We start from the raw sequence: 21,301 nt of genomic DNA on the forward strand, positions 1-21,301 counted from the left end.
GGATTGCTGAACCCAGCAATCAACTCGTTCAGCATAGCCTTTGCTCGGAATAAAGGCCAGCTACGACGAGGAATATGATCGCACGGCACTAAACAGCTAACTTCCTTAGTTCAAGTCCCTCCAAGAAATTTTTCCACGTGATATCAAATCCCCACGAGACTCATCCTTTTAGAAATTAAACACTCCCATGATCTAGATCGAACCCGGCACGAAACCAAAAGTCGCGCTCAGCAGTCTTATCCCACGGCTACTTAACGCGAGGAGATTTCAATGGGCGAATACATGCAAATCCGGGGCATGCTGCAAGACGGAGAGGAATATGCCGGTCTGATCTTGGGCAAGGAAGAACCCGACTACCACCTGGTCCTGCTGCCAGGCGACTCCTCCGACGTCAGCTGGCCCACGGCCGTGGACTGGGCCAGCGGCCACGGGGGGGCGCTGCCGACGCGGCGCGAACTGGCGCTGCTGTTCGCGAACCTGCGCGAATCGTTCGAGCGCAACTGGTACTGGTCGAGCGAGCCGCACGCCACCCGCGCGCAGCTGGTCTGGGGCCAGAATTTCGCAAGCGGCATCCAGACCATCTATGGCCGGCCCTACCGCGGCCATGCGCGCGCGATACGCCGCATCAGCACAGCGGCCTGAGCCGGCAGCGCGGGCACACGGGGTCAGGGCTTCGGCACGCTGGAGCGGCCGATGTCCTGCTCCATGTTTGCCAGGTACCACGCGGTGGCGGTCATCAGCGCCACGTGACGGCGCAGGATGTCGGGATCGACCTTGTCCAGGGTGTCGGCCGGCGTGTGGTGATAGTCGAAATAGCTCGAGGTGTCGACGATCGGCGCGAAGCTCGGCACGCCTGCGCGTTCCAGACCGGCCAGGTCGCCGGTGGCCAGCACGTCCTGGCGCTGGAACACGTTGGCGCCGATCGGCTGCAACGCCGTCTGCAGCGGCGCGAACAGCTTGACCGACTGCGGCATCACGCTGGCGCGCAGGCCGAAGGGGCGGCCGACGCCGTTGTCGCTCTCGATCGCGCCGAAGTGCTTGCCCGCGTTCGCCTGTTCGGCGGCGAGGTAGGTGCTCGCCCCGCGCTGGCCGTTCTCTTCGTTCATCCAGGCGACGAAGCGGATGGTGCGGCGCGGACGGTAGTCGAGCTTCTTGAGCACGTCGAATACGGCCATCGCGCTGGCGACGGCCGCGGCATCGTCGTGCGCGCCCGGCGACAGGTCCCAGGAATCGAGGTGGCCCGAGACGATCACGATTTCGTCCGGTTTCTCGGTGCCCGGCAAGTCGGCGATCACGTTGAAGCTGTCAGCGTCCGGCAGGTTTTGCGGGGTCAGCACCAGCTTCATGCTCAGCGGGCCGCGCTTGGCCAGGCGCGCCATCAGCATCGCGTCTTCCGCCGTGACGGCGGCGGCCGGGATGCGCGCGTTCTCGAGCAGGCCCGACGAACCCGTATGCGGCAGGCGATAGGCGGCGCCGCCGACCGACCGCACCAGCGCGCCGACAGCGCCGAGCTCGGCCGCCATGCGCGGGCCGTTGCGGCGGTAGGCCGAACCCTGGCCATAGGCGTGGCCGGCCAGGCCGCGATCGGCCATGTGCTGGTCGAAGGCCACGTCGAACAGGACGATCTTGCCCTTCACTTCGGCGGCGCGGCTCTTGAGTTCATCGAAACTCTTGAGCACCAGCACCGGCGCCACCAGGCCCGCGGCCGGGGTCGCGCCGGAACCGCCCAGTGCGGCCAGCACGACACGCTGGGTCACGCCCTGCGGACGCCCCGTGTACTCGACCAGTTCGCCCGTCTCGATGCCGCGCACCCAGTGCGGCACCTTTACTGGCTGCAAAGTCACCTTGGCGCCGAGCTTGCGCATCGCTTCCGCCACCTGGGTCACCGCCGCCGCCGCACCGGGCGAACCGGACAGGCGCGGACCGATCAGATCGGTCATATCTTCGGTGCGTTGCCAGGCGTAGTCGCTGCTCATCGCCGTGTCGCGGATCTTGGCGAGGGCGGCGGGATCGTTGCCGGGGCTGGCGGCCAGGGCCGGGACGCTCAGCAGTGCGGCGGCGATGACGCCCATGACGGGAAGGCGGTAGAGACGGAAGCTGCGTTTCATGCGGGGAAACCCTTGCTAGTTCGAAAGGATTCAAACGATAGCGCATCCGGCAACTTTTCGCCCTTGTTTTTTGCCGTACGTACAAGCAAACAATGCGGGCGCCACGCCGCCCTCAGGCCGGCACCAGGCGCACCAGCGTGATCTCGGATGGCGCGCCGAAGCGCTTCGGCGGCCCCCAGTAGCCGGTGCCGCGGCTGGTGTACACCCACATATCGCGCACACGGTTGAGTCCGGCGACGAAAGGCTGCTGCAGCGGCACGAACAGGTTCCATGGGAAAAACTGGCCGCCGTGGGTATGGCCCGACAATTGCAAGTCGAAGCCGGCCGCGGCGGCCTCCGGCGCGCTGCGCGGCTGGTGCGCCAGCAACACCTTCACGCCCACCTCGGGCGGCGCGCCATGGACGGCGCGCTGTGGATCGCTCTTGTGCTCGGGGTGGAAATGGTGGGCGGTATAGTCGGCCACGCCGGCGATCATCAGCGCGGCGCCGCCGCGCCGGCGCACCACGTGTTCGTTCATGAGCACCGTCAGGCCCAGGCGCCGCACCTCGGCGATCCACTCCAGCGCGCCGGAATAATACTCGTGGTTGCCGGTGACGAAGAACACGCCGTCGCTCGCCTGCAAGCGCGCCAGCGGTTCGGTATGCATGGCCAGGCGCTGCACGCTGCCATCGACCAGGTCGCCGGTGACGGCGATGGCGTCGGCGCCCAGCTTGTTGACCTTGTTGACGATGGCGTTCAGGTAGGGCCGCTTGATCGTCGGGCCGACGTGGATGTCCGAGATCTGGGCGATGGCATAGCCGTGCAGTTCGGCCGGCAAGTCCCGGATCGGCACGTCGACCTTCACCACCCGCGCCACCCGCCGCGCGTTGACGTAGCCGACCACGGTCACGGCCAGCGCCACCAGCGGCACGGCCAGCGCGCTGCCGTGGGTAACCGCCGGCGTCAGCGCGCCGAAGGGCAGCAGCGCCAGCAACACCAGGTCGCGCAGCAGGGTGGCGACCAGCAGCGACGAGAACAGGCCCATCGACAGCAGGCCGAGCCAGGCGACCAGGTTCGACCAGCGCCGCCGGCGCAGCGAGGACGACATCAGGCCGACCGGCACCAGCGCGCCGACCAGGCCCAGCAGGAGGATGGCGAAGGCATTGCCGGCCAGCGTCAGCCCGAGGTCGGGCAGCAGGCGCATGCCGATATAGACCAGCAACAATACCAGCAGGGAGAGGACGACGACGAAGCTTCGGCTCGGGCGCATGGCGGGATCGAATGAGGGTGGTCGTGCCTAGATGGGGCGCCAGACGCTGCTTGCAAGGCAGAATGTTACCGGCTGAGATGCAGTTGTAAAAAACTGTATTAACGAATGGCACAATCGTGCGCCGGGAATATAGTACGTCCATACCCGGTGTCGCAGTCATCATCCCGATCTCCGCCAGGGTACGAGGAAAAACCATGTTGAAATCGACAACCCTTGGTGCTGTGCTGCTGGCCGCTGTCGCGGTATCGCCGGCGGCAATGGCCGGTGATCGTGGTACGAACACGGCCGTTGGCGCGGTGCTCGGCGCCGTCGTCGGCCACACGGTCGGCGGCACCGGCGGCGCCGTCGCCGGCGGCGTGATCGGCGCGGCGGTGGGCAACTCCATCAACACCCGCGACGATCGCCGTCATTATGGCCACCACAATGGCTATAACAACGGCTACTACCAGTCGCAACCGGTGTACGTGCAGCCGCGCCCGGTCTACGTGCAACCACGCCCGGTGTACGTGGAATCGCGTCCGGTCTACGTCCAGCCGCGTCCGGTGTACGTGCAACCGCGCCCGGTCTACGTCGAACACCGCGGCCGCGGTTGGGACCGCCATGACCGCCACGATCGCCATGACCGCTGGGATCGCGACGACCGTCGCGGTCACCACCACGGCCACGGCCGCTGATCCACGCCGATCCAATGAGCCGCGCACCCCGCGGCTTTTTTTCGTCTCCCCTCCGCTAGTCCCACGCATCGGCGCCATGCGCCAGGTTCGGGGGACACCATGTACGAAGCAGGCACCGTCATTTCGCTGGCCGGCGGCCAGTACCGCTTGCGCGAGGCGCTGGCCGGCTCGGCCTATGGCGTCGTGTGGCGCGCCGACAGCCTGCACGCCAACGGCGCCGTGGCCCTTAAGCTGGTCAACCTGGAACAGATGGCGCGCGCGCCCTCGAGCCTGCGCGCGCGCTGGCTGGCCAGCGCCAGCACCGAGATCGCCTTCCTGCGCGGCCTGGCGCCGTGGGACGGCCGCCACATCGTGCGCCTGCTCGACAGCGGCGAACACGCCGGCATGCCGGCGATGGCGCTCGAGCTGCTCGACGGCGACCTGGCCGGCCACCTGGCCCGCGAGATGGCGCTCGGCCGCACGATCGCCCCCGCCCGCGCCCTGGCCTGGATCGGCCAGGTCAACCAGGCGCTGGCCAAGGTCCACGCCAGCGGCTGGCGCTACCTCGACCTCAAGCCCGGCAACCTGTTGCTCGACGCGGCTAGCGATTCGGTCAAGCTGGCCGATTTCGGCACCAACCGCCGCCTCGACGACCTGCGCGCCCACACCTACGCCGGCACCGCCAACTGGCAAGCCCCGGAACAGTTCTTCCCCGACGCCGACGGCTACGCCACCGAGGCGCGCACCGATTATTTCGCCCTCGGCGCCCTGCTCTACTACCTGGTCTGCGCTCGCCTGCTGCGCTACAGCAGCGCCTGCGGCCAGGCCTGGCAGGCGCACGGGCGCGATGCGGCGGCCAGCCTGCTGGCCGAACGCCAGGGACGACCGGCCGTGCTGCAACCGGACGAAGCGGCGCTGTTCGCCAGCCGCCTGGGCTCGGCCGCCGCGCCCGGCCTCGCGCTGCTGCGCGCGCTGGTGGCCGAGCGTCCCGCCGACCGTCCGCGCCACGCGCTGGACATCAGCCGCGCCCTGGCGGACGCCATCTCCGCCCTGCATTCCGAACCGCTGCGGAGCGCGGCATGAAGTCCGGCCCACAGCGCCCGTTCCTCGGCGCCAGCGTGGCCTGGACCCTGCTCGCGCTGCTGTGCGCCGTGCAGTTGCTGGCCCTGATCAAGGCACCGGCCGCCTGGACCCCATCCGCGATCGCGGTGAGCCTCGCGCCGGGCGAATCGGTCATGCTGGGCCGCCAGGAACTGGGCGCGCCGCGCGCCGCCGCGCGCCAGCTGGTGCTGCGGCGCGACCATGACGGCGCCTGGCTGCTGCGCAACGCCGAACCGCGGCAAGCGGTCGTGCTGCGCCGTGGCGAAGCGCGCGAGCGCAGCAGCGACCTGCCGCTCGCGGCCGGCCAGCGCATCCAGGCCGGCGCGCTGCGATTGGAGGTGGTCGCGGCGCAAGCCGGAGGCGTCACCCTGCACGACGGCGAACAGACCTGGGACTACGACGGCGCCAGCGTGCGGCGCGACGGCCAGCCGCAGCCCGCCTGTCCCGACACCGGCCTGTCGGCGCGCGCGGTGGCGGCCTGGAACCGCTGGCTGCCGCAAGGCGCGAGCCTGGCCCGCCCATTGAGCCTCGGCGGCCTGCTCTACTGCGGCAACCGCATCGCCGCCGCCGCGATCGAGCCGGGCGACGCCGTGCTGCTGCGCCAGGAAGACGGCCGCATCGCGCTGTCGGCGCGCGGCGCCCAGCCGGTGCTGGTGTCCAGCGGCGCCGGCTGGATCGATGCCGCCCAGCGCGAGCTGCCGCTGGCGGACGTGGATGCCTTCGCCGTCGGCCGCACCCTGTTCACGCTCGAGCACGATGGCGCCACCCTGCGCCTGGCGCCGTCGCGCCAGGTCGCATTATCGGCCGCCCCCTCCAGCCAGTTGCCGGCCGCGGTGGCCTGGCGCTGGGAGCGGCGCGACCATCTCGCCCTGCCCGCGCCGCCGCCGCTGGCCTGGGCCGCCGCCGGCCTCGTCCTGCTGATGGGACTTGCGTGCATCGCGCCCTCCCTGCGCCAGCGCAGCATGCGTTCCGATCTCGCACGCCCGCTCGCAGCCAGCCTGCTGGCCGCCGGCGCCATGCTGCTCCTGATCACCCAGCACACCGTCGCCGCCCCCGGCGCCGCCATCTCCCTGCTGCTGGCCTGGGCCACGCTCTGGCTCACCCTGCTGTATCCACGCCGCGCCTCGCTGCTGGCCTCCAGCGCCGTGCTGCTGCTCGGCGCCGGCCTGCTGGTGCAGCTCGAGATGGGCCTGGGCGCCGCCGACACCGCCTGGCTGCGCCACTTCCAGAACACGACCGCGCTGCTGGGCCTGGGCCTGCCGGGCGCCCTGCTGCTGCTGTCCTGTTTCGCGCGCGGCGCCGTGTCGCGCCCGGTCACCGAGCGCGTGCTGCTGACGTTCGCCGCGCTCGCGCTGGGCGGCCTGCTGCTGCAGGTGTGCTTCGGCAGCGAGACCGGCGTGTTCGACATCCAGCCCTTCGAATTCGCCAAGTTCGCCCTGGCCGCGCTGAGCGCGCACTGCCTGGCGCTGGCCGCGGGCGGCGCGCCCCACGGCCGGCGCGACTGGCGCTTCTGGCTGCGCATGGCGGCGCCGGTGCTGCTGTTCATGTTCCTGCTGGCGGCGGCCCTGGTGCGCGTCGACGATTATTCTCCGCTGCTGCTGCTGCTCGTGTGGAGCGGCGCCATGCTGCTGGCCTGGTGCGCCAGCCACGGACGGCGCGCCGCGCTGGCCTCGATCCTCGTGGCCGCCAGCCTGCTGGCGGCGGGCGGCGTGACGATGCGCGCCGGCGGCGAGCTGCTCGGCGCCTTCGGCTTCTATCCGGAGCGTTTCCAGGTCTGGAGCGAGCCGACCATCCACCCGCATACCGGCCAGCAGATGCTGCAAGGCAGCCGTGCGATCGTCGAGGGCGGCTGGCTGGGCGCCGACGGGCTGCTCGGCCTGGCGGCGCTGGGCGGCGCGGCCGGCGAGGCGCTGGCGATTCCCGCCATCCAGGACGACTTCGCCCCGTCGTTCCTGCTGCACCGCCACGGCCTGGCGGCGGGGCTGGCCTTGTGGAGCCTGCAGGCGCTGTTCCTGGCGGCGCTGCTGCGCGCCGCCGCCGGCGCCTGGCGTTGCTCGCATGAGGCCAAGGACTTCCGGCGCGCCTGGATCGGCCGCTTCCAGTGCTTCGCCCTGTGCGGTGGCGCGGCCTTCATCGCCGGCCACCTGCTGCTGTCGTGGGGCACCAACCTCGCCATGTTCCCGATCATGGGCCAGCCCATGAGCTTCCTGTCCGCGGGCGGCTCGCACCTGCTGTTTTTCATCTGCCCCCTGCTAGCGTTCGGCATGGCGAGCACCCAATTCAACGAGGAGAGTCAATCATGCCGGTCTATGTCCAACACGAAGTCCTAGGCAAGGTCCAGGATGTGTTCAACGCCGACGCCCTGTGGCAGGCGCCTGGCCTTGCGCTGTTCTCGCGCCGTCCGCTGCTGCGCGACCTGCTCGAGCGCTCGCCGCGCGAGCAGCGCGGGCGCGCGGCCACCCGCTGCTTCTCGCACGTGACCCTGGTGCTGCCGCAGGACGAGGTCGACGACGACCGCCACCTGACCCGCGGCGCGCGCGTGCGCGACCTGGCGCAATCGCTGGCCGCCCTGCACCAGAAGGATTTCGGCGACCTGCTCGGCGGCGACGAAGTGCGCTACCACGTGCTGGGCAGCGACGACCTCGATCCGGGCGAAGTGCAGGTCAAGTTCGGCCACGCCGTCTACCTGCCGGCCCCGGGAGAACAGGTCCAGTACACGGTGACCGCCTCGCGCGACAGCGCGATCTGGCAGCAGGTGTGCGCCATCTATCCGAACCAGCGCCTGACCCTGGTCGGCCTGGACGCCGCCAACGCCACCTTCGCGGCGCCCGGCTGGCCGTTCGGTCTTGACGCCGGCCTGCTGCTGGTGAACGACGGCCCGGGCGCCCCGCTCGAACTGCAGGTGCGTCCGAAGGACAGTTTCGAATGCCGCTTCGACGCCGCCAACGGCTACTACGTCCTGCGCGGCAAGGGCGCCAGCGCTCAGCGCCTGCTGTTGAAGATCAGCCGCGCCGGCGCGGGCGCCGCCGCCCGAGCGCAGCCTGCGCCGGCCGCCAGCGCCGCGCCGGTCATGCCGAGCGCGCAGCCGCAGCGCAGCCCGGCGGTGTGGAAGTCGCGCAGCGCCACGCCGCCGGCGGCGGACCTGACCGCGATGCCGCTGGCCGCTTCGAGCCTGGTGGCCAGGCCGGCGCCGCCGACGGAACTCGACGCCACCTACGCCCCGGTCGCGCGCCACCGCATCACGCTGGCCGCGCTGGCCATGCCGCGCCTGAGCCGCTACCGCGAGACCGGCGCCCAGGCGCTCGAGGTCGGCCTGAACGCCCAGTTGCTGCCCAGCGCGCCGGGCAAGGACAGCGTCATCCGCTTCGCGGTCGACGACGCCGACGAGCTGCACGCGATCACCCCGGCCGGGCGCCAGCGCATCGCCGTGCCGTCGCAATTCGCGCCGCTCGACAACGCCAGCATTCGCCTGCTGGCGGTCCAGCAGCAACTGGCCGAGCGCTACAGCGCGCTGCTGCTGCTGCCGGACGGTCCGTCGCAGCCGGCGGCGTCGGGCACGCGCCTGACCTTCGGGCGCGGCATGCCGTCGCTGGGCGCGCTGCGCGTGCTCGACACGCCCCAATTCGTGCGCCAGGGCGACGGCGCCCCGGCCGCCAGCGCCGACCGCCTCGGCCTGTCGCGCAACGCCTTCAGCTGGGAAGCTTCCAGCGACGGCTTGCGCATCGCGCGCCTGTCGCCCACCCAGGCGCTGTACCACCTGGACGAGCAGCTGGCGCTGGTGGCCCAGATCGAGGCGGCGACCCAGGAGCAGCCTTATGTGATCCCGCCCGGCCATCACCTGGTGGCCGGACACTACGTGCTGCGCTTCGACGCCTGAGGACCGCGATGGTCACCTGGACTCAAGCGGCCGCCTACGCGCTGGCGTTGGCGCTGACCCTGTGCCTGTGCGCCCGGCTGACCCCGCGCGCCTGGTGGCGGCGGCCGAACGCGCGCGCGCTCGGCGTGCTGGGCGTCGGCACCGCGGCCGGCGGGACGTTGTTGCTGGCCATGTTCGGGACGCCCGCACCTGCGCCGCAACTGGTGCGGGCGGCCCAGGCCCAGCAGGTCTCAGGCACCGACGTGCCGGTCCCCGGCGCGCGCTACCGCGTGCACGATGCGCTCAACCTGCGCGTGGCAGGTGGCGTCGGGGCCGAGCGCTTGCTGGTGGTGCCGGCGGGCGCGCGCGTCGAAGCGTCCGGGCGCCGCGACGGCGACTGGTGGCAGGTGCGGGCGACGGTCGACGGCGAGGCGGTCGAGGGCTGGGCCAGCAGCCTGTGGCTGCGGCGGGCCGACGAGGGCCGCGTCACCGGTTCTTGATCAGTCGCGCGCGGTGCGCCAGACCTGCTGCTTGGGCGGCTCTTCGTCGCTGGGGCAATTGGTGAAACGTTGGCGGCCGTGCATCTCGATCATCTCCACATTGGTGGTCGGCGCCCGGTTGGTGATGCAATAGGTGCGCCTGCCGGTGATCACCCGCGTGCGGCGCGCGCCGTCGCCGGTGTTGTTCACCAGTTCCTCGACCTTGGGCGCTTCCCACAGCCGCGGCGGCGCCATCGCGCGCGCGTGTTCCATGCCTTCGCGCATGCGGATCTGCGGGCTATCCGGCGGCAGGACGATCAGGGGCTTGTTTTCCTTGCGCAGGGCGCGGTCGATCTCGCCAACGCTGCGCCGCGCATTGGCGAGAATCTCCGCGGCGCCTGGCGGCGCGGCGGGCTGCTCGTCCGCCGCCGCCGGAGCGGCCGATGGCGCCTCCTCGACCGGCGACGCCGACGATACCGGGGCGGGAAGGCTCCGACCTGCCGGCGTCGGAGCGGCCGCCGGTGCAGGCAGCACTTCCTTCACCGGTTCTGGCGCAGCCGGCTCGGCGCGAGGCGGCAGCGTGGGTAGCGCGGGTAAAGATACCCACTGCATCGCCTCGTCACTCCCTTCCTGCGCCGTCGAAGGCAACTTGCCGGCCATCTGCCAGGCCAGGATCAGGACCAGGTGGACCGCCAGGGTGACGCCGATGCCGGCGAGGCGATCATTGGGCGTGCCGGTCGTCGGCGCGTACGCTGGAAAGATACTGGACATAGGCCAGCAGTATAGCGAGCCAGCCAGCACGCATGCTCACCAATTCTATCCAGCGCCGGCGAATGCCCCGACCGCCGCCAGGTGCATCGGCACCGACATCACCTCGAGCAGCAGTTCGCGCAGGCCGTCCCAGACGATCTGCACGCCAAGGCACAGCAGGATGAACGCGGTCAGGCGCAGGAACACCGCGGTGCCGGCTTCGCCGATCAGCCGCAGCAGGTGTTCGCCATAGCGGAACGCGAGATACAGCAGCACGCCGATGACCGCCAGCGCCAGCAAGGCGCCGCCCATGCGCGCCAGCGAGAACACGATCTGCACGTCGTGCAGCGCGACGCCCACCGTGATCGCCACCGCGATCGATGCCGGGCCGCAGCTGATCGGAAACGTCAACGGATAGAAGGCCTGGCGGTAGGCATGGTCTTGCGTATAGGCCTCGGCCAGCGCGGTCCGGCTGTCCAGCGTGGAAGGCGTGGCTCCCAGCAGGCGCCAGGCCACCGAGGCGAGAATCAGGCCACCGCCGACGCGCACGATGGGCAGCGAGATGCCGAAGAAATCGAGCACATACGAGCCGACCAGCATCGATCCCGTCATCAGCCAGAACATATTGCGCGCGATGCGGCGCGCCAGCAGCGCGCGGGTCGCGGGCGACGCGCCTTCGGTCATGCTCAGGAAGATCGGTGCGGTGGCGGCCGGATTCAGGATCGGCAGCATCGTCACCAGGACGAACAGAAAACTCCTGGCCGCGGCCAGTATCAACTCGATGGTCATGAAATAGCGTATTGAAGCCCGGCCGGCGGTCGACGATTGCCGCTGGCGGGCCGGGCCCCAGGCCCGGACCGCCACTGTACATCATGCCCTGGCGTCGCGGGCACACCGCTGACCAGCGCTCAACCGTGGCCGTCGTCCGCCCACCCCAGCCGCATCGGATTGAAGTACAAGCCCTTGACGCACTGGGTCGGCGCCACCCGCACGAAGCCGAACGCCTCGTACGCCGGCACCGCATGATTCGACGAGTTGACCGTGAAGTTGCCGTCGCCGCCGCGCGCGATCGCGGCCGCCCGCGCCACGTTCCACAGCTTGCGCGCCAGGCCCCGTCCCTGCCAGCGCTTGCCGACGAACAGGTGGAACAAATGGCTGTTGTCGCGGATCGCGATGAAGCCGGCGAGTTGTCCATCGTCCAGCGCCACGTGGTAGACATGCCCCAGCGCCAGGAATTTACGCACGCCCATCTGGTCGTTCTCGGCCAGGAAAGTCGCAGCGCCCTCGCGTGTCGATTCGTGCACGATGAATTCCAGCGCCAGCTCGCGCAGCTGGGCGGCGATGGCGGGAACGAGCAGCGGAATATCGGTGTCGACCAGCGGCCTGATGTCCATGGAATGTATTGACAGTGTTGCGTGGAGCGTAAACATACCACAGCGTTGATTTTCCATAATGCAATTTCATTGACGAGCAAGCCGGCCCCGTCCTACCATGGTTCGACCATGCCGAAAGCCAGCTTCTTCGCCTTGTTTTCCCCTGCCGCCGGCACGGTTTCCAGACGCCGCAAGGTGCCCCTGACGCAGCCGCTGCGCCACGCCCGCTACCGCCGCATCTGGCTCGCCAACCTGGTGTCGAACCTCGGCACCTGGGTCCAGACTTTCGCCGCGGCCTGGCTGGTGGCCTCGCTGTCGCAGTCGGCCTCGATCACTTCGCTGGTGCAGACCGCCACCTATGTGCCGGTGTTCCTGTTCGCGCTGCTCGCCGGGGTGCTGGCCGACGCCGTGCACCGGCCCAAGTTCCTGTTCTTCTGCAACCTGTTCAATGCCATGTGCGCCGGCGCGATGGCCGTGCTGGTCTGGAGCGGCAAGGTATCCAGCGGCCCGGTGCTGGCGATCACCTTTTGCCTCGGCATCGGCACCGCCTTCATCTGGCCGGCCTGGCAGGCGGCGCTGTCCGGCCTGGTCGAGCCCGACGAGGTCGAAGCCGCCGCCACGCTCAACAACCTGTCGTACAACCTGTCCGCCATCCTCGGCCCGGCGCTGGGCGGCCTGCTGTTCGGCTGGATCGGGCCGGGCGCCCTGTTCCTGGCCAACGCGGTGTCCTTCATCGGCCTGCTGGCGGTCTACTGGCACTGGTGGCGCGAGGGCGCACCGCAGCCGCGCGCGCGCGAAGGCTTCGGCGCGCGCCTGCGCCTGGGCTTCGCCACCGCCTTCGGCTGCCCGCGCTATCGCCGCATCCTGCGCAATGTGTGTTCGGTCTTCTTCGCCACCATCGCCTTTGCCAGCCTGCTGCCGGTGTTCGTGCGCGACGTGCTGCACATGCGCGCCGGCGTGTATGGCACCCTGATGGGCTGCCTGGGCGGCGGCGCGGTGGCCGCGGCCTTCTTCCTGCCGCAGGTGCGGGCCCGGGTCGACCGCACCGGGCTGCTGGCCGGCGCGCTGCTGGTCTACGGCGCCATGCTGCTGGCCATGCCGCATACCCGCTCGCTGGCCCTGCTGGCGCCCCTGATCGTGTGCGGCGGCATGGCGTGGTCCGCCACCGTCTCGACCCTGAACGCGGCGGCCCAGCTGTCCTTCCCGCCCGAGGTGCGCGCGCGCACCCTGTCGATCTACCTGTTCGTGATGTCCGGCGGCTATGCGGCCGGCAGCGTGGTGTGGGGACTGGTCGCCGACGCCTGGGGCGTGCGCGCCGCGTTCGCCGCCGCCGGCGCCTGCGTGGTCATCAACGCCCTGGTCTTGCTGACGGGCGGCAGGAAACATCCGATCTGATCGTGGCTTTCATCCGTCCCGCGAGCGTGTAAAGTGGCGGTATTATCCTGATCATCCTGCCAATGCCAGTCACGCTCGCCGATTTCCGTTTCGCTCCCTGCTTCGACGTCGCGGTCGCGAGCCGCGTCGGTTGCGGCCCGTCCACCCGCGCCGAGAACCAGGACAATTTCGTCGTCATCGATTTCGACGGCCGCGCCTGCCGCCTGCAGGACCAGCAGCCCTGTTGCCTCACCGTGGACGGCTGGCCGGCCGGGCACGGCCGGCTGGCGGTGCTGGACGGCATGGGCGGGCACGGCCATGGCCGCGAGGCGGCCGAGGCGCTGGCGGCGGCCTTGCTGGCGATGCCGGCCTGCGCCACGCCGGCAGAACTGAGCGAGCGCCTGGACGCTATCCATGCCAGCCTGCAGGCGCGCTTCGCCCAGGTCGCCGGCGGCGCCGGACGGCCCGGCACCACGCTGACCCTGCTCGAACTGCGGGCCAACGGCGCGCCGCTGCTCTACCACGTGGGCGACTCGCGCCTGTACGAGCTCGACGCGGCGCACGCCACGCCCCTCACCGTCGACCACGTGCCGGCCACCGTGGCCGCCCTCGCCGGGCGCCTCGACGAAGCCGACTGGTGGCGCCAGGTGCACGGGCGCCATGCGCCGCAGATCGCCCAGGCGGTCATCCTCGGCAATGCCTTCGCCGACCCGACCCGCCTGTCCGATCCGCTGTTCGCCCTGACCCAGGACATGTTGCCCTGCTGGCTCGCCCACCTGGCCGACCGCCGCGCGCTGCCCCTGCGGCCCGGCGCGGCTTACCTGCTGGCCACCGATGGGTTCTGGTCGTGCGCCCAGCCGGACGGTTTCGTGGCCGGCTGGCCCAAGCTGATGCAGGGCGACGCGGATGCGGTCACCCTGGTCGAGCGCCTGTTCGCCATGTTGGCAAACGATCCACCTGCCGGCCTGCAGCCCGACAATCTGACCGCGCTGGTCGTGCGACCGCTGGCCCGCCATGCGGACGAAACCGTATTGCCGGTGGAAGCCCCCACCAACGCCACCAACTGATCTAATGCTTTTAGAAAATAATGTTGTTAATCAACGAACTTGGTGCGCCGTACGGTTCAAAAACAGCGTAAGCTTGCAATATTGATTTCGACCATTATTTAACTTGTCGCCCTGACATGAACCGCTGCCGCAATCCCGAGCATCCGCACTGCACCGTCTGGGTCCTGCCCGGCGACGCCATGTGCGCGCACGGGCATGCCCAGCCCGAGGTCGACACGCAGCCAGCGCCACTGGCCGCTGCGCCGGCAGTCGGCCTGCCGTCGAGTTTCGACGCCATCACCGCCCTGCGCAGCCGGCGCCCGACCGACATCGGGCCGGCGCCGACCGTCCCCCGGGCCAACCCGCAACGCCCGCAGCTGCACATCAGCGGTTTCGACCCGCGCGCCGCCGGCGGGCGCCAGGCGATCCGCCTCGAGCTGCGCGGCATGCCGATGGATTGCGCGCCCGAAGTGCGCATGCTGGTGCGCTCGGCCCTGCGCCTGCACGGCGGCGAAAGCTATGCCTTCCAGCGCACCTCGCGCGGCGACTGGCGCCCGCTGTTCCTCGAGTTTTCCTCGCGCGGCCTGGAACACGGCCAGTACCGCATCGAAATCGAGCTGCACAGCCATCATCGCCAGGCGCCGGAGTCGAACCGCACCTGGACCTGCTCGCCCGTCATCCTCGTGCCGCGCCAGGACGCGAGCCTGGGCGAGATCCACCAGACCTTCCTCGCCACCCACAAGAACGTGCGCGTGACGGCCGACGACGCCGGCATCGCCCGCGTGCATGCGCCGGGCGGCGGACGCATCGACATCGACGTCAGCGCGCGTAACGCCTCGATCGCCCAGCTCGACCTGGACGGCGGCAGCGGCAAGATCGACCTCGGCATGTCGACCATCGCCTGGGACGAAGACCTGATCGAGATCGACATGCCGGTCGAGGCGGCGCTGCATCCTTGCCCCGGCGCCAGGGCCTGCCTGGTGCACGCCGAGGCCGACTCGGCCACCCAGCGCCACGTGCGCCTGTTCGCGCTCGACGAGTGCGTGCTGGGCCGCTTCGAGAGCATCGCCCCCGAGGCCGACCTGCTGCTGGCCCACCACGGCGACACCGGCGCCGATCTCGGCGGCCTGACGCGCCGCCTGTCGGGACGGCACGCCGTCATCCGCCGCAGCCGCCACGGCTTCGAGATCGAGGACGTGTCGCGCTACGGCCTGCTGCTGGACGGCGTCTGGCCCGGCAAGCACATGCCGGTGCAGCTGCGGCTCGGCATGCGGATCGAACTGACGGCCAGCATCAAGGGCATCGTCACGCTCGAGGTGACGGCCTTGATGGCGCACGCGGTGGTGCTGCACCGGCTCGACGCCGGCGCACGCGCCGAATGCTTCTACCTGATGGCGCCGGACTGCCTGCCGTCTGCAAGCAGGCACCAGCAGGGGTCCAGCATGCCGCGCGCCGCCGCGCTGCCGCTGCTGTTCCATCGCGACGGCGGCTTCTGGCAGCGCGACCGCGACAGCGGACGCGAGACCCCGCTGGCGCCGCAGGCCCAGCTGGGCCGCCTGCAGCAGGCCGGCCCGGGCATCGCGGCGCGCTTCGTGGCGCAGGCTTATCCCGAGGCGCACGGCGGCCACCGTGGCGGCGGCGAACGCCACCACCACGCGCTTGGCGCCGCACTCGACGCCTGAACCGGCCGTCCTCGCGGACGAGCGCTCAGCCGTGCGGCGGAATCAGGATCAGGAAGACCAGCGCCGTGCCCGCCAGCAGCGCCGCCTGCAGGGCGAACACGATCACAGGCGCCCGCAAGTGTTCGGGTATCTTCATGGCATCACCTCCACATCAAGACCACCGCATCAAGACAACGGCGTGACGCCAGCTTACGCCTGGCCGCGGCGCTCCCGCGCCAGTTAGCCGCGCGGCAAGTCAGTCGTGGCGCCAGGCCGCCGGCAAAGGCGGCAGCGGAATGCGTTCCGTTTCTCCGGGCACCGCCACGAAGCGGTCCGCTTCCCAGTCATGGGCCGCCTGCTCGATGCGCTCGCGGCTGGTCGAGACAAAATTCCAGAAGATGAAGCGCTTGCCGTCCAGCGGCTCGCCGCCGATCACGACGAAGCGCGCGCCCTCGCGCGAACTCACCCGCACCGCCGCGCCCGGCTCGAGCATGGCCATCGTGTTGGCGGCGACCGCTTCGCCGTCGATCTCGATGGCGCCGATCGGCGCGTACAGCGCGGCCTCATCCGGCAGGCGGTCGAGCTCGATGGCGGCGCCGGCGTCGAGGTGCACGTCGAGATACAACGTGTCGGCGAAGGTCGGCACCGGCGAGGTCCGGCCCAGCGCCGTGCCGACCAGCACCCGCACCCTGGCGCCGTCGAGCTGCACCTCGGGAATCCGGTCGGCCGGCGTGTGGCTGAACGCGGCCGGCGCTTCCTCGTGTTCGCGCGGCAGCGCGGCCCACAGTTGCAGCCCATGCGTGCGGCGCTTGCGCTCGAGCAGGTCTTCGGGCGTGCGCTCGGAATGCACGATGCCGCTGCCGGCCGTCATCCAGTTGATCGCGCCCGGCTCGATGCGCTGCTCGGTGCCCAGGCTGTCGCGGTGCATGATCGCGCCCTCGAACAGATAGGTCACGGTAGCCAGGCCGATATGCGGGTGCGGGCGCACGTCATGGCGCGCGCCGGGCTCGGCCTCCACCGGCCCCATATGGTCGAAGAACAGGAAGGGACCCACCGACTGGCGCGCCGCGGCCGGCAGGATGCGGCGCACGGTGAAGCCGCCGCCCAGGTCCTTGTCGTGCGATTTGAAGAGGTGTGCGATGGTCATGGCGGACTCCTGGGCGAGAAGGCAATGCCCGACTGTACACCGGAGCTACAATTCGCGCACCACCCGAAAGCCGACGATATCGTTCGACAGCACGGACGAGAAGCCGTTGCGCAGCGCCGAGCGCAGGTAGCGCGGGTTGTACAGCCAGGAGCCGCCGCGCAGGATGCGGCGCACCTGGTCGCCGCCCAGTTCCCAGGCGCTGCCGTCGATCGGGGCGCCTTCGTAGTTGTCGTGCACCACGTCCTGCACCCATTCCCAGACGTTGCCGTGCATATCGTGCAGGCCCCAGGCATTCGGCGCGAACAGGTCCACCGGCGTAGTGCCGTGCCGGAACTCGCCGCGCGGGCCGCCGTTATAGGTGAAGCTGCCGTCGAAGTTGGCTTGCAGGGTCGAGATCGTGTCGCCGACATTGAACGCGGTCTTGCTGCCGGCGCGGCAGGCGTATTCCCATTCGGCTTCGCTCGGCAGGCGGTAGCGCTTGCCCGTCGCCTCGCCCAGCCAGGCCACGTACTGCAGCGCGTCGAACCAGGTCACGCCGACCACCGGATGCATATCGGTCTGCGGGAAACCCGGGGATTCCCAATTGACGTCGCCATGCTGTTCCCAGCCGCTGGCCTGCACGAAGGCGCGCCACTCGCCGACCGTCACCGGATAGCGGCCCATGGCGAACGCGCGCTCGATGCCGACCCAATGCTGCGGGGTCTCGCGCGCGATCCAGTTCTTTTGCGAGCCGGCCGCCATCGCGATGCGGCGTTCGTGTTCCGGCGAGCCCATCTCGAAGCGGCCGGTCTCGATCAGGACCATGGCCGGGCCGGCGCCGCTGCCGTCGACGAACGGGTCGCGCAGGATGCCGCCGGGGTCCAGCGCCGGCAGGGGCGCCGGCGCCGGTTGAGCCGGCGCGGGCTGCACGGACGCCTCCTGCTCGGCCGCGCGCGCCTTCTTCTGCTGCGCGATATACGCCGCCGCGGCCTTGGCCTGGGCCAGCTTGCGCGCGGCTTCCTCCTTGGCCGCCTGCGCCTTCGCCACCTCTTCGTCGCGCTTGGCCAGCAGTTGCTGGCGCAGTGTTTCCTTGCGCGCCAGCCGCGCCTCTTCGGCCGCGGCCCGTTCGCGCCGCTGCTGTTCGCGCAGCTGGATGCGACGCTGCTCGTCCAGCTGGGCCTGGGCCGCCGCGGCGGCTTGCGCCTCGACCTTGCGGCGCGCCGCCAGTTCGCGCGCTTGCCGCTCTTCTTCGACGCGGCGCGCCGCCTCCTGCGCGGCCAGTTCCTCGGCAGAGGGGCCGGCCGCGGCGCGGATCGCGTCCAGCAGCGCGTGCACCGTGGCCAGACGCCGCGCCGGATCGGCGGCGAAGCCGGCGCGCAGCACGTCCCACTGGCGCGCGCCGAGCGTCTCGGGCACCTGCCCGCCCGGTGCGCCGGGCAACACGCCGGTCAGGAGCTGGTGGATCATCACCGCCACCGCATACACGTCGAGCGTCGGCTCCGGCACCCGCCCCTCGAGCGCCGCCTCGGGCGCGCGGTAGCCGGCGGTGCCGGACGTCGCCGGCGCATCGAGCGGCGACATGGCGCCGCTGGCGCGGGCGCGCGCGGCGATGCCGAAGTCGAGAAGCTTGACTTCGCCCTTGCGCGTGACGAACACATTGCCCGGCTTGATGTCGCGGTGGACCAGGCGGTGCTTGCCCCAGGCGTAGTCGAGGGCGTCGGCCACCGGGTCGAGCAGCGCCAGCACGCGGGCCAAAGGCAGGCGCGACTCCCGGGCCAGCACGGCGTCCAGGTCTTCGCCTTCCAGGTACTCCATGATGATGAAGTAACTGGACGTGGCCGGATCCTGGGCCCATTCGTAGACGCGCACGATGTGCTCGTGCGCCAGGCGGCGTGCGCGCGTGGCTTCCTGGATCAGGAGTTTCGCATGGCTCGCGGCCTGGGTCAGGTGCGGCGGCAGGATCTTGAGCGCGACCTGGGCGCTGTGTCCCAGTTCGGCGTGGGTGGCGAGGTCGGTCGCCTGCCACACCTGGCCCATGCCGCCGTGGGCGATCAGGCGCTCGAGCCGGTAGCGGCGGGTCTGCGGGCCGATTTCCTGGCCCGCCATCAGGCCGATTTCGGTGCCCGGACGCGTCGTGAAATCATCGGGCGCGGGACCAATTTGCGTGCCGGGCGCCTGGGGTTCGGCGCCGGCGCGCTCGGCCGGCGTATAGGCCGCGTCCAGGATCGCGTTCTTGCGCTGGTCGAACTCCTGACGGCTCAACAGGCCGTCTTCGTGCAGCGCGCGTAGTTCGCGGATCTTGTCGATGGCAGTCTGCATTGCTATTGGATCACGCCGGCAGCGTCGCTCCGCAAGCGGCGCAGAAGCGGTCGTCGCGCCCGGCCGGGTGGCCGTGGACGCACTGGCGCGCGCCTGCGATGCCGGCGGCCAGCGCCGCCTGCGAGGTCAGCGCCGCCTTGTTCACGTCGTTCTGCATGGCCAGCAGGTCGAGCTGGTGGCGCCGGTCCTTGTCGACCTCGAGCTCGCGCCGCGCCTGTTCGGCGGCCACCCGGGCGTCGGCCAGCGCCGCGTCGACCTTGCCGGCGCCGGCCACGCCGGCCAGCGCCGTCAACTGGTCGCCATCCATGGTCGCATGCACGCGCGTTTTCAGGTAGTCGGCCAGCACGGCCGCATTCGGCGCCTCGCTGAGCGCCAGCTTGGCGGTGTCGTCCATCGCGCCCAGCGCTTCGGCACGCGCCATCGCCAGCCGCGCCAGTTCGAGTTCGTGGGCGCGGTCGGCCGCGCGCGCCGCCTCACCGATGCCGGCGCGGCGCTCGTCGGCTTCCAGGGTGACGTCCTGCATCCGCCGCGCATGCGTGGCGTCGGCCTCGATCGTGCGCAGCAGCTTTTCGTGCTGGGCCTGGGCATCGGCGCGGCCGGCGCCCCGGCGCACGCTTTCGATGCGCTGGCGCGCCTGTTCGTCTTCCCATTCCTGCGCCCGCTCGGCCTCGCGCCGGCGCGCTTCATTGGCCAGCTTCAGGGACTGGAACGTGGCCTCGTGCCCGGCCTCGTCGATGTCGCGCAGGCGCCGCGCCGCTTCTTCTTCGCTCGCGCGCAGCCGTACGAGCTCGGCGCGCTGGCGCGCCGCGTCCTCGATCTGGCGCGCCTGCTCGATCTTGTTGCGGATCTGCTGTTGCAGCAGTTGCTGGGAAAAGCGCTGCTGCGCCAGCTGGCGCGCCTGGGTGGCTTCTTGCTGCGCGCTCGCGATCTCGGCGCGCATGCGCACGCCGGCCAGCGCCCGCAGGTGCCGCCACTCGGCCGCCTCGTCGGCGCGCTGCGCGTTCTTGTGCGCCATCTCGTGCTCGAGTTCGGCCAACACCTCGGCCGCGCCATTGGCCAGCGCCTGCTTGCGCGACCCTGCCTCGAGGATGCGGCCGTATAGTTCGATCTGGCGCGCCCGCACGCCATGCGCGCGGTCGGCGCCCTGCAAGGAAAGTTCGGCGCGCGCGATGGCGTCATCCTGGCGCAGCTCGGCGCGCCGCAGCCGCAGCCGCCCTTCTTCTTCGCTGCGCTTGATGCGCTGCCATTCCTCGGCCGTGTACAGTTCGTCCAGGTGGCGGCTGTGCGCGAGCTGCACGTGCTTGTCGTCGGCCGCCAGCCACAGGCTGCCGATGCGGGCCCGGTTGGCGTCGTATTTGTCGTGGCGCAGTTCGAAGGTCTCGACCGCCGTCACCGCCAGGCCGTAGCCGGCCAGGAGCGTCTTGAGGCCGCCCTGCAGGCGCTGGTCGAGCTGCTCGCGCAACTGTCCATTGGCCGCCAGTTCGCGGATCGAGCGCGCGCCGATGAACTCGAGCGCGAGCTGGCGCACCGGATGCGACAGCAGCTCACGCAGTTCGGCAGCGCCGATCGTGCCCGGCATGGTCATGAAGTGGCGCGCGAAGGCCGGCACGTTCTCGATCCTGACACTCACCGAGAAGCGCAGGGCGACGTCGAGATGTTCGCAGGTCGGGATGTCGTCGAACTCGAACGGCACCGCCAGCGCGCCGGTGCGCGTGACGAGGATCTCGGCGTGCTGGTCGCGCAGCAGGTGGTTCAGGCGGGTGAAGAAGCCTTCGATCTCGTATTCGCCCTGCGGCACCTCGGTGGCCTTGTCGCCTTGCAGGATGAAGCCGCGCGCCGTGGCCGGCACGCGCAGCGTCTTGACGAACAGGCCGGAGAGTTCACGCACGCCGAAGAACACGGCCAGTTCGTCGGGGCCGGGCACCCAGCGGTTCTCGACCAGCACCGGCTTGTTGCGCGGCGCGCCCAGGATCACGCCGCAGCCGGCGCAATAGCGCGCCTCAGGCGCGTTCTTGCACTCGCAGCGCGGGCAAGCGGCGCTTTTTACTGCGAACATCTGCAACATATCCGACTCCGTTCTGTCCTGTACTTCTTGTCACTACCAAAGCAAACCTGCCGGTCCAACCATTGGATTTTAGCAGGGCCATGCCTGCGGCACGGATCGCTCCCGTGCGCAGGGTGCGATCCGGTCAAACAAATCAACACG

At 70.4% G+C, this 21,301-nt stretch carries 17 protein-coding genes; 9 read left to right on the forward strand and 8 right to left on the reverse strand.

Going from position 1 to position 21,301, the window contains the following annotated elements; genetic code table 11:
- Nucleotides 1–270: 270 nt before the first annotated feature.
- Nucleotides 271–642 carry a DUF1566 domain-containing protein gene (locus tag ABIB42_RS23600; RefSeq protein ID WP_005670069.1) on the forward strand — a complete coding sequence of 124 codons (372 nt, stop codon included), beginning with the start codon at nt 271–273 and terminating at the stop codon, nt 640–642.
- A 23-nt stretch (nt 643–665) separates the two neighbouring features.
- Here ABIB42_RS23600 and ABIB42_RS23605 read toward each other — a convergent pair whose 3' ends face one another.
- On the reverse strand, nt 666–2,108 hold the full coding sequence (locus ABIB42_RS23605; protein WP_184237678.1) for a M20/M25/M40 family metallo-hydrolase: 1,443 nt from the start codon (nt 2,106–2,108) through the stop codon (nt 666–668).
- A gap of 112 nt (nt 2,109–2,220) precedes the next feature.
- Nucleotides 2,221–3,357 (reverse strand): metallophosphoesterase, encoded by a 1,137-nt coding sequence (locus ABIB42_RS23610; protein ID WP_429249074.1) that lies wholly within the window; start codon nt 3,355–3,357, stop codon nt 2,221–2,223.
- A 194-nt stretch (nt 3,358–3,551) separates the two neighbouring features.
- Here ABIB42_RS23610 and ABIB42_RS23615 point away from each other — a divergent pair, with 194 nt between their 5' ends.
- The 5 genes from ABIB42_RS23615 (at nt 3,552) to ABIB42_RS23635 (ending at nt 9,467) form a co-directional block, all read left to right on the forward strand.
- A complete protein-coding gene (locus tag ABIB42_RS23615) occupies nt 3,552–4,031 on the forward strand; it encodes a hypothetical protein (protein ID WP_005670065.1) in 480 nt (159 codons plus the stop codon).
- 99 nt (nt 4,032–4,130) lie between these two features.
- A complete protein-coding gene (locus ABIB42_RS23620) occupies nt 4,131–5,093 on the forward strand; it encodes a protein kinase domain-containing protein (RefSeq protein ID WP_429249075.1) in 963 nt (320 codons plus the stop codon).
- Complete coding sequence (locus ABIB42_RS23625; protein ID WP_429249076.1) at nt 5,090–7,441, forward strand: FtsW/RodA/SpoVE family cell cycle protein; 2,352 nt, start codon at nt 5,090–5,092, stop codon at nt 7,439–7,441. Before ABIB42_RS23620 ends, ABIB42_RS23625 begins: the two co-directional genes overlap by 4 nt.
- Nucleotides 7,411–8,988, forward strand: coding sequence for a hypothetical protein (locus tag ABIB42_RS23630; protein WP_429249077.1), 1,578 nt, complete (start codon nt 7,411–7,413; stop codon nt 8,986–8,988). The genes ABIB42_RS23625 and ABIB42_RS23630 overlap by 31 nt, the downstream gene beginning before the upstream one ends.
- Nucleotides 8,989–8,996: 8 nt before the next feature.
- A complete protein-coding gene (locus ABIB42_RS23635) occupies nt 8,997–9,467 on the forward strand; it encodes an SH3 domain-containing protein (protein WP_429249078.1) in 471 nt (156 codons plus the stop codon).
- On the opposite strand, the gene ABIB42_RS23640 is transcribed toward ABIB42_RS23635, so the two are convergent.
- The 3 genes from ABIB42_RS23640 to ABIB42_RS23650 all read right to left on the reverse strand — a co-directional run bounded on the left by ABIB42_RS23640 (nt 9,468) and on the right by ABIB42_RS23650 (nt 11,590).
- Nucleotides 9,468–10,217, reverse strand: coding sequence for a hypothetical protein (locus tag ABIB42_RS23640; RefSeq protein ID WP_184237694.1), 750 nt, complete (start codon nt 10,215–10,217; stop codon nt 9,468–9,470).
- A gap of 45 nt (nt 10,218–10,262) precedes the next feature.
- Entirely contained in the window at nt 10,263–10,985 is a 723-nt protein-coding gene (locus tag ABIB42_RS23645; protein WP_184237697.1) for a MarC family protein, read from the reverse strand.
- 119 nt (nt 10,986–11,104) lie between these two features.
- Complete coding sequence (locus ABIB42_RS23650) at nt 11,105–11,590, reverse strand: GNAT family N-acetyltransferase (RefSeq protein ID WP_071363138.1); 486 nt, start codon at nt 11,588–11,590, stop codon at nt 11,105–11,107.
- Nucleotides 11,591–11,698: 108 nt separating this feature from the next.
- Here ABIB42_RS23650 and ABIB42_RS23655 point away from each other — a divergent pair, with 108 nt between their 5' ends.
- From ABIB42_RS23655 to ABIB42_RS23665, 3 genes are all read left to right on the forward strand, one after another.
- Entirely contained in the window at nt 11,699–12,964 is a 1,266-nt protein-coding gene (locus tag ABIB42_RS23655; protein WP_429249079.1) for an MFS transporter, read from the forward strand.
- Between the two features lie 62 nt (nt 12,965–13,026).
- On the forward strand, nt 13,027–14,010 hold the full coding sequence (locus ABIB42_RS23660) for a PP2C family protein-serine/threonine phosphatase (protein WP_429249080.1): 984 nt from the start codon (nt 13,027–13,029) through the stop codon (nt 14,008–14,010).
- A gap of 116 nt (nt 14,011–14,126) precedes the next feature.
- Nucleotides 14,127–15,671, forward strand: a complete 1,545-nt coding sequence (locus ABIB42_RS23665; protein WP_429249081.1) for an FHA domain-containing protein — start codon at nt 14,127–14,129, stop codon at nt 15,669–15,671.
- A 235-nt stretch (nt 15,672–15,906) separates the two neighbouring features.
- Here the strand turns inward: ABIB42_RS23665 and ABIB42_RS23670 are convergent, their stop codons facing one another.
- The 3 genes from ABIB42_RS23670 to ABIB42_RS23680 are packed head-to-tail and all read right to left on the reverse strand — an operon-like array spanning nt 15,907 to nt 21,160.
- Nucleotides 15,907–16,797 (reverse strand): pirin family protein, encoded by an 891-nt coding sequence (locus tag ABIB42_RS23670; RefSeq protein WP_429249082.1) that lies wholly within the window; start codon nt 16,795–16,797, stop codon nt 15,907–15,909.
- A gap of 45 nt (nt 16,798–16,842) precedes the next feature.
- Nucleotides 16,843–19,095, reverse strand: coding sequence for an SUMF1/EgtB/PvdO family nonheme iron enzyme (locus ABIB42_RS23675; RefSeq protein WP_429249083.1), 2,253 nt, complete (start codon nt 19,093–19,095; stop codon nt 16,843–16,845).
- A gap of 10 nt (nt 19,096–19,105) precedes the next feature.
- Nucleotides 19,106–21,160, reverse strand: coding sequence for a hypothetical protein (locus tag ABIB42_RS23680; protein WP_005670043.1), 2,055 nt, complete (start codon nt 21,158–21,160; stop codon nt 19,106–19,108).
- Nucleotides 21,161–21,301 lie beyond the last annotated feature (141 nt).

Source organism: Massilia sp. UYP32, assembly GCF_050434365.1.
GTDB lineage: Bacteria > Pseudomonadota > Gammaproteobacteria > Burkholderiales > Burkholderiaceae_D > Telluria > Telluria timonae.

Coding starts and splice junctions, on each gene's coding strand:
- ABIB42_RS23640 (WP_184237694.1), bottom strand. CDS start 10,217: ATGTCCAGTATCTTTCCAGCGTACGCGCCGACGACCGGCACGCCCAAT.
- ABIB42_RS23655 (WP_429249079.1), top strand. CDS start 11,699: ATGCCGAAAGCCAGCTTCTTCGCCTTGTTTTCCCCTGCCGCCGGCACG.
- ABIB42_RS23605 (WP_184237678.1), bottom strand. CDS start 2,108: ATGAAACGCAGCTTCCGTCTCTACCGCCTTCCCGTCATGGGCGTCATC.
- ABIB42_RS23665 (WP_429249081.1), top strand. CDS start 14,127: ATGAACCGCTGCCGCAATCCCGAGCATCCGCACTGCACCGTCTGGGTC.
- ABIB42_RS23620 (WP_429249075.1), top strand. CDS start 4,131: ATGTACGAAGCAGGCACCGTCATTTCGCTGGCCGGCGGCCAGTACCGC.
- ABIB42_RS23610 (WP_429249074.1), bottom strand. CDS start 3,357: ATGCGCCCGAGCCGAAGCTTCGTCGTCGTCCTCTCCCTGCTGGTATTG.
- ABIB42_RS23600 (WP_005670069.1), top strand. CDS start 271: ATGGGCGAATACATGCAAATCCGGGGCATGCTGCAAGACGGAGAGGAA.
- ABIB42_RS23630 (WP_429249077.1), top strand. CDS start 7,411: ATGCCGGTCTATGTCCAACACGAAGTCCTAGGCAAGGTCCAGGATGTG.
- ABIB42_RS23660 (WP_429249080.1), top strand. CDS start 13,027: ATGCCAGTCACGCTCGCCGATTTCCGTTTCGCTCCCTGCTTCGACGTC.
- ABIB42_RS23650 (WP_071363138.1), bottom strand. CDS start 11,590: ATGGACATCAGGCCGCTGGTCGACACCGATATTCCGCTGCTCGTTCCC.
- ABIB42_RS23680 (WP_005670043.1), bottom strand. CDS start 21,160: ATGTTGCAGATGTTCGCAGTAAAAAGCGCCGCTTGCCCGCGCTGCGAG.
- ABIB42_RS23635 (WP_429249078.1), top strand. CDS start 8,997: ATGGTCACCTGGACTCAAGCGGCCGCCTACGCGCTGGCGTTGGCGCTG.
- ABIB42_RS23625 (WP_429249076.1), top strand. CDS start 5,090: ATGAAGTCCGGCCCACAGCGCCCGTTCCTCGGCGCCAGCGTGGCCTGG.
- ABIB42_RS23615 (WP_005670065.1), top strand. CDS start 3,552: ATGTTGAAATCGACAACCCTTGGTGCTGTGCTGCTGGCCGCTGTCGCG.
- ABIB42_RS23675 (WP_429249083.1), bottom strand. CDS start 19,095: ATGCAGACTGCCATCGACAAGATCCGCGAACTACGCGCGCTGCACGAA.
- ABIB42_RS23645 (WP_184237697.1), bottom strand. CDS start 10,985: ATGACCATCGAGTTGATACTGGCCGCGGCCAGGAGTTTTCTGTTCGTC.
- ABIB42_RS23670 (WP_429249082.1), bottom strand. CDS start 16,797: ATGACCATCGCACACCTCTTCAAATCGCACGACAAGGACCTGGGCGGC.